This window comes from Collinsella sp. TF07-1, from assembly GCF_003437235.1.
In the GTDB taxonomy this organism is placed as follows: Bacteria; Actinomycetota; Coriobacteriia; order Coriobacteriales; family Coriobacteriaceae; genus Collinsella.
Genome location: NZ_QSRV01000040.1, coordinates 1172 through 7314 on the forward strand (window position 1 = coordinate 1172; position 6143 = coordinate 7314).

Below are 6143 nucleotides of genomic sequence, written 5' to 3' on the forward strand. Positions count from 1 at the left end.
GGCGGCGGCTTGAAATTGGTGCTATATTCAGCTTGAGTTGTTAAATGTTAGTAGGAGAGGCTGATATGGGGCTGTTCAAGAAGAAAAACCCGCAGGATGCCTTTGATCCCGATGTGTTTACCATCACGGATACGATTTTGGACCCGCCGCGGTTTACGTTTTTGCCGGCTATCTACCAGGATGCCACGCGTCGCAAGTGGGCCGTACATCAGCGCGGCGGCGAGCCGAAGATTTTTGCCTATGCGGACGTGTTGCAGTGCGAAGTGGCCGAGGCGGGCGATCCGGAGGCCGATGAAGCGGTCTCTAAACAGGAATTTGCCCAGCGTATTCTGGCAAATCCCGCTAAGGCGGCAAAAATGAACGCAGCCAAGCGTAATATGTGTCTTGGTATGGGCGTTGTTGTGGCGGTTCAGACGGGAAAAGACGAGGTTTCCAAACTAGAGATTCCCGTTATGACCGATGAAGTCAAACGCGATTCAAGCCTGTATAAGTCGTATCGGAATGTCGCCGAGAAGATCAAGGCCGAATTTGATGCCATGGGTGGTCTGGCCTAATTTTGGCGACATACGTTTCTGAACGAGGAGTCTGTGCAATGGCAGGCGAATCTTATGCAATTCCCCCCAAAGATCGTGCTGTTGAGGGGATTCTTTGGTATATCCAGCACCATCAGCTTGCCGGCGGCGATCGCCTGCCGGCCGAGCGCGTGCTGTGCGAAGAGATTGGCGTTTCGCGTACGGCGTTGCGCGCCGGTATCACGCGGCTCATCTCGTGTGGAACGCTCGAGAGCCGTCGCGGATCGGGTACGTATGTGTGTCCTCCCAAACCGCTCAATATCTTTCAGGAAACGTATAACTTCTCCGATGCTGTGCGGACTGCCGGCCTGCACCCCTCTTCTCGTCTGGTTTCCACCGGGGCCATCGAGGCGGATGAGGCACTTGCCGACAAGCTTGGGGTTGCTGTAGGCGCTCCTTTGCTCCGCATGCAGCGTGTTCGACTTATTGAGGGCGAGCCGGCGTCAATTGAGACGGCTCACGTTAACCTGTCCCTGTGCCCCTCGCTTCCCGATCACGATTTTGAGTGTGAGAGCCTTTACGATGTCTTGCTCAAAGAAGGCGGCGTGCGCGTTGAGCATGGACGTGAGCATATCTCCATCTCGCGTTTGAACGCCGAAGAGGCCGAGTTGCTCCAGCAAGAAGAGGGAACGCCGGTGTTCTATGAGAGCACGATAGAATTTGATAAGGACATGCGTTTTGTGGAGCATTGCAAATCGGTGATTTTGCCCACAAAGTTCCGCTTTGCCGATAACGGCGAGAAGAACGGCATGAGGAGCGTGGCAGGTGAACAATGGCTGAAACAGTAGATGCCACCCCGGTTTATATGCGCATTCGACGCCGCATCGAGGAGCGTATCGAGCGCGGTATATATCCCACGGGTTCCATGATTCCGTCCGAAAAAGACCTCGCCGAGGAATTTGGTACGACGCGCTTGACCATCCGAAGCGCTGTCGATGAGCTGGTTCGGCGTGGGCAGATTCGACGCGTCCGCGGAAAGGGCGCGTTTGTGGCACAGAAAGTGCCCGTTGCCTACGAGCGAACGGGAGGCTTTCGCGAATCAGTTCGTGCTTCGGGCGGCGAGCCGTCCGTCCGCATCCTCGCGCGTTCCAAGCGTTATGCGGGTCCATATTATGCCAACCTGTTTGGCATTGCCGAGGACGATTTACTGTATTCGATTCGGCGTTTGAACTGCGTCAACGGCGATCCCGTATCGATTGAGATGGCGTTCATCCCGTGCCTGCTGTTTCCCACAATCGAAGATATTGACGTGTCGGTCTTCAGTTTGTACGAGACCTATGAGATGTTGGGCCGAAAGCCGGTCATGGCACAGGAAAAGCTCGATATCGAAGCGCTGGGCGCGCGAGATGCCGGCCTGCTTGGACTGGAGCAGGGCGATCTTGCCTTGACGCTTGAGTGCGTGAGCTTCGATGCGAGCGGCCAGGCGATCGAGTACGTCAAGTCGTTTAACCGCGGTGATGCGGGTGGATATACCTATACGTACTAGCTGGTTTTTTGCATAACGGGCTGAAAAGTTGACGGAATTTTGATTCGTTGAGCAGACCGTATATACAACCTTACATGGCTCAAAATCGACCGTTCGCCGATGGGGATAAAATAATCGACAAAGAGGTATCAAAAAGCCGTAACCTGTAACTGTGATTGGTATCAAATACTAATGATTTGTTACGAGGTGAGACGATGAAGATGCTCGATTACGTTCAGCTTGCCCATGTGCGTATGGGGGAGAACCTCGAGCGTTCGTCTGAGCTGGTAGCGCAGCTCGTTGATATTTTCCAGTCCGGCTCTTTTGATGCACTGCGCATCGTTGCTTCGGGTTCGTCGCGCCATGCCGCCGATTGCGCCCGCGATTACCTGCAAGATGCGCTGCAGATGCAGGTGTCCGTTGTGACGCCCGAGGCCTTCGTCGATTTTGAACACACCTATCCGCAGCATGCGCTCAACATCGCCGTCTCGCAGAGCGGCTATTCGACCAATACGATTGCGGCGCTCGATTACATGCGTGCACACGATATGGCTGCAGTTGCGCTCACGGCAAACGTCGAGGCACCCATCAAGGAACACGCTGACATCGTTCTTGACTACGGTGTGGGTGTCGAGTCGGTGGACTTTGTGACTCTGGGCGTCGAGGTTCTCGTTGAGTACCTGGTGCTCTTTGGTATTTACGGCGGTCAGGCGCGCGGAACGATTGACGCCAAGGGCGTTGCTCAGCGTCTTGATGACCTGCGCGAGGCTATCCAGGCTAATGCCGTGATGTGCAAGACCGCCGAGGCATATGTCCAAGATCACATGCTCGAGCTTTCTGAGCACATGCCCGCCATGGTCGTCGGCAACGGCCCCAACTATGGTGTTGCCGAGGAGGCAGCGCTCAAGCTGAGCGAGACCATCAAGATTCCTGCCATGCATCACGAAGGCGAGGAGTTCGTCCACGGTCCCGAGATGCAGATCGTTCCGGGCTATCTGGTGTTTATCGTCGACGATCCGCAGGGGTCGGAGCGTCTTGCGAATATCGCCGATGCGCTATCGAACGTTACGGCAAAAACGGTGCTGCTCACGGCCCATCCCAAGGGTAGGGCTCACGAGGTTGCGGTGCCTCAGGTGGCTCCGCTGCTCAGCGCAATTCCCAATCTTGTGTTCTTCCAGACGATTGCGGCCATGATTGCCGAGCGTCTGAAGTCATGGAACGTGCACCCGTATCTCGATACCGTCTCCAAGCAAATGGAGGTCAAGGCAGAGGGCTACGAAGAGTCAGTCAATGCGCTTAAGGCCAAAGCGGCTGAGTGTTACGGAATGTAAGCGGGTTTTGATGCCCGTTGGCATGGGGGATGTGGAAACAACCCCAGAAAGGAGAGACAAATGAAGGAAACCGAGAAGATCGAGATCATGCATTTCGACCAGGAGGGCTATCTCGAGGACGGCAAGGCGCTCTACGAGACCGGCAAGAAGATGACCGCGCTCGCCGACAAGGTCGCCGACGAGGGCTACGACGCCGTGTTCCTGATGGGCGTCGGCGGCACCTGGGACGAGCTCATGCAGCTCGAGTACCTCATGAACAAGTTCGGCGACCGCGACCTCGAGGTCTACCTGATCCACGCCGCCGAGTGGAACGTCATGGGCCACAAGCGCATGACCGAGAAGTCCGTCGTGCTCACCGCCTCCGAGTCCGGAACCACCCCCGAGGTCCTCGAGGCCGTCAAGAAGATGAAGGGCATGGGCGTGCGCGTCTACGCCATGACCAAGCCCGAGGGCCCCATCGGCCAGGCTGTCGGCGCCGAGAACTGCGTCGCCATGGCTTCTGACCATGGTTCGGGCGGCTGCGAGAAGGGCTACTACCTCGCCGACTGCTTCGGCCTGCGCCTGCTCAACCGCCGCGGCTGCTTCCCCAAGTTCGATCTGTTTATCGAGCAGACCAAGGACATCTGGAAGGACATGCTCGATATCCGCAAGCGCTTCGAGCCGCGCGCCGAGGAGCTCGCCAAGAAGTACGCCCTGGCCCCCTACACCATGTTCATCGGCTCCGGCGCCCTGTGGGGCGAGACGATCCTGTTCTCGATGTGCATCCTCGAGGAGATGCAGTGGAAGCGCACCCGCTACATCACCTCGGCCGACTTCTTCCACGGCACCCTCGAGCTCGTGGAGCCCGGCGTCCCCGTGTTCCTGTTCATGGGCGAGGACGAGAACCGCAAGCTCGACGAGCGCGTCCGCGCCTTCCTGACCCGCGGTGTGACCGGCGACACCGACATCAACATCATCGACACCGCCGAGTTCGCGATCCCCGGCCTTGACGACGAGTTCCGCGTCATCGTGTCTCCGTGGATTCTGACGGTGCTCGTTACCGACCGCCTGGCTCGCTACTACGAGACGGTCACCAAGCACAACCTCAAGTATCGTCGCTACTATCACCAGTTCGACTACTAAAGAAAACGGGTGCGGGAACGCGCCGGGCTATTGAGAGGAACACAGAATGAGGCAGTACATCATCGCCAGCCATGCGCACTTCGCTACCGGCATCAAGGAGAGTGTCGAGCTGCTCTCGGGCGCTCGCGACAACGTCCACGATCTTTCGATGTTCGTCGATGACCGCATGGACGTGGCCGAGGAGGCCCAAAAACTGCTGGCAGACATGGCTGCCGACGATGATGTCGTTGTCTGCACCGACCTCTTTGGCGGCAGCGTCAACAACGAGTTCACCAAGATCGTCCAGACGCGTCCCCGCACGTACCTCGTTACCAACATGAACCTTCCTCTGCTTATCCAGCTGCTGTTCTCTGACGAGTCGGCGCCGGTTGAGGAGACGATTCGCGCCATCGTCGCTGCGGACGATACGCGCGTGAAGTTTGTCAACGATTTTTTGGTCGATGACGAAGAGGAAGAAGAGTTCTAATCCGCAGCACCTACTGACACGCCGTAAGACGGCACAAGACCTTTGGGGGGTCACATTATGATTCAGCTACTTCGCGTCGACCATCGCCTGCTTCATGGCCAGGTCGCGGTCTCTTGGGTCCAGGGCCTCGGCTCCAACTGCATTTTCTGCGTGGGCGATAAGGTCGCCAACGACCCGGTGTGGAAGACGACGCTCAAGATGGGCAAGCCTGCCGGCTGCAAGCTCGTCATCAAGGATATGGCGAATGCCATCGAGGCCATTAACTCGGGTGTGACTGACAAATACAAGATGATTATCTGTGTCGCCACCATCGCTGAGGCAAAGCAGCTTGTTGAAGGCTGCCCGCAGATCAAGTCGGTCAACCTGGGCAACACCAAGCCCAAGGACGAGAAGCGCCCCGATGCTCGTCAGGTCTCTCGTCAGATCTTCCTGACTGCAGCCGAGGAGGCCGATGTGCGTGAGATGCTGAACAACGGCGTCGAGGTCGAGATCCGTCCTCTGGCCGATGACCCCAAGGTTGACTGCGCAAGCGTGCTCTAGGCGTTCAATTTCGAAGAGCCTGCGGGTTCTTCGTAGTGTCCTATATGGAAAGGGGGATGTATGCTTACCCAAGCAATCCTCATCGGACTTATCGCCGCATTTGGTAAGTTCGACTACCAGCTCGGCACCCTCTACGCGTTCCGCCCCATCGTCCTGTGCCCGCTCGTGGGCCTGGTGCTGGGGGATCTGCAGACCGGCCTTGCCGTTGGCGCCAGCCTGGAGCTGCTGTTCATGGGCTCGATCTCCATCGGCGCCTACGTGCCGCCTGATGAGACGATCGGCGGCGTGCTTGCCTGTGCCTTCGCTATCCAGCTGGGCCAGAGCACCGAGGCAGCCATCGCGCTTGCCATGCCCATCGCCACGCTGTGCCTTGCCATCAAGAACATCCTCAACGCCGCCCTGCCGATCCTGGTTGACCGCGCTGATGTCTTCTCCAGCCAGGGCAACCTTAAGGGTGTCTATGCGATGCACTTCCTGATCGGTTCCACCGGTGTCATCATGGCGTTCCTGCTGTGCTCGCTGTCGTTCTATCTGGGTGCTGACGCTATCCAGGGCATGCTCGACTTCATCCCGCCCTTTGTCCTTGCTGGCTTTGGCGTTGCCGCCAACATCCTGCCGGCCATGGGCTTCGCCATGCTCGGCCGCCT

The 6143-nt window shown here is 57.7% G+C and carries 8 protein-coding genes; all 8 read left to right on the top strand.

What is annotated here, in order from left to right; genetic code table 11:
• The first annotated feature begins 65 nt into the window (after positions 1–65).
• Entirely contained in the window at positions 66–554 is a 489-nt protein-coding gene (locus tag DXC67_RS09920; RefSeq protein WP_117638246.1) for a hypothetical protein, read from the top strand.
• Between the two features lie 38 nt (positions 555–592).
• Positions 593–1360, top strand: a complete 768-nt coding sequence (locus DXC67_RS09925) for a GntR family transcriptional regulator (protein ID WP_117638247.1) — start codon at positions 593–595, stop codon at positions 1358–1360.
• Positions 1345–2058 carry a GntR family transcriptional regulator gene (locus tag DXC67_RS09930; RefSeq protein ID WP_117638248.1) on the top strand — a complete coding sequence of 238 codons (714 nt, stop codon included), beginning with the start codon at positions 1345–1347 and terminating at the stop codon, positions 2056–2058. Before DXC67_RS09925 ends, DXC67_RS09930 begins: the two co-directional genes overlap by 16 nt.
• Positions 2059–2252: 194 nt before the next feature.
• Positions 2253–3368: an SIS domain-containing protein gene (locus tag DXC67_RS09935; RefSeq protein WP_117638249.1), complete on the top strand. Its 1116-nt coding sequence runs from the start codon at positions 2253–2255 to the stop codon at positions 3366–3368.
• Between the two features lie 60 nt (positions 3369–3428).
• A complete protein-coding gene (locus DXC67_RS09940; RefSeq protein ID WP_117638250.1) occupies positions 3429–4490 on the top strand; it encodes an SIS domain-containing protein in 1062 nt (353 codons plus the stop codon).
• A 46-nt stretch (positions 4491–4536) separates the two neighbouring features.
• Positions 4537–4956: a PTS sugar transporter subunit IIA gene (locus DXC67_RS09945; protein WP_117638251.1), complete on the top strand. Its 420-nt coding sequence runs from the start codon at positions 4537–4539 to the stop codon at positions 4954–4956.
• Positions 4957–5013: 57 nt separating this feature from the next.
• Positions 5014–5496 carry a PTS sugar transporter subunit IIB gene (locus DXC67_RS09950; protein WP_117565058.1) on the top strand — a complete coding sequence of 161 codons (483 nt, stop codon included), beginning with the start codon at positions 5014–5016 and terminating at the stop codon, positions 5494–5496.
• Between the two features lie 60 nt (positions 5497–5556).
• The coding region (locus DXC67_RS09955; RefSeq protein WP_147327787.1) for a PTS sugar transporter subunit IIC at positions 5557–6143 on the top strand (587 nt) is incomplete at its 3' end.

Coding starts and splice junctions, on each gene's coding strand:
- DXC67_RS09920 (WP_117638246.1), top strand. CDS start 66: ATGGGGCTGTTCAAGAAGAAAAACCCGCAGGATGCCTTTGATCCCGAT.
- DXC67_RS09925 (WP_117638247.1), top strand. CDS start 593: ATGGCAGGCGAATCTTATGCAATTCCCCCCAAAGATCGTGCTGTTGAG.
- DXC67_RS09930 (WP_117638248.1), top strand. CDS start 1,345: ATGGCTGAAACAGTAGATGCCACCCCGGTTTATATGCGCATTCGACGC.
- DXC67_RS09935 (WP_117638249.1), top strand. CDS start 2,253: ATGAAGATGCTCGATTACGTTCAGCTTGCCCATGTGCGTATGGGGGAG.
- DXC67_RS09940 (WP_117638250.1), top strand. CDS start 3,429: ATGAAGGAAACCGAGAAGATCGAGATCATGCATTTCGACCAGGAGGGC.
- DXC67_RS09945 (WP_117638251.1), top strand. CDS start 4,537: ATGAGGCAGTACATCATCGCCAGCCATGCGCACTTCGCTACCGGCATC.
- DXC67_RS09950 (WP_117565058.1), top strand. CDS start 5,014: ATGATTCAGCTACTTCGCGTCGACCATCGCCTGCTTCATGGCCAGGTC.